We start from the raw sequence: 603 nt of genomic DNA, 5'->3' as shown, positions 1-603 counted from the left end.
CGGATTCAATATGGTAATACTGCCATATTGCAGCCTAAGAATGTTCGAGTTTTCCAATTTCTTTAGTACCTTATGAACACTTTGTCGTGTTAGCCCCATCATGTTGGCGATGTGCTCACGAGTCACTTTCACTACACAAGACTGGGCACTTATAGGACGGTTATGTTGATATTCTGCCAGAAGCAATAACCGTCTGCCGATCCTCTCTTCTATACCGCGAATGGCGTCGTCTTCGATAACGGAAATCGCAGACCATAACCTGCGGCTGAGCAGATCCAGAATTACAGGGTAGCTTTGTGGGTATTTGGCTAACAACTGCCGAAATTTATCGCCAGGTAGCTCTAATAGGGTTACGTCGGTATGAGCCGTTGCTCCGAAAATGCGTGGCATGCCGGGTGAAAATACATTGTCGCCAAACCATCCTCCGGCTTCGAAAATCATCAAGGTGACTTCTTTTCCTTTGGAACTTATCGCGTTAACGCGTACAGATCCTTTGGCGATCACCATCAATGAAGAGTGCTGCGCGCCTTTACTGCAAATGAGTGCTTTTTCGTCGAAGTGTCGTGCGCGAACGATTTGTACTGCTTCGTTTATTCCTTCCAC

The 603-nt window shown here is 46.6% G+C and carries 1 protein-coding gene; it reads right to left on the bottom strand.

The genetic code is table 11. The features are described from left to right. The coding region (locus R8N47_RS26635; protein WP_318186288.1) for a Crp/Fnr family transcriptional regulator at positions 1 to 603 on the bottom strand (603 nt) is incomplete at its 3' end.

It is taken from the genome of Vibrio sp. 2132-1 (assembly GCF_033344315.1).
The sequence above is the reverse complement of the archived record's forward strand: the minus strand, read 5'-3'. Positions and strand labels throughout refer to the sequence as shown.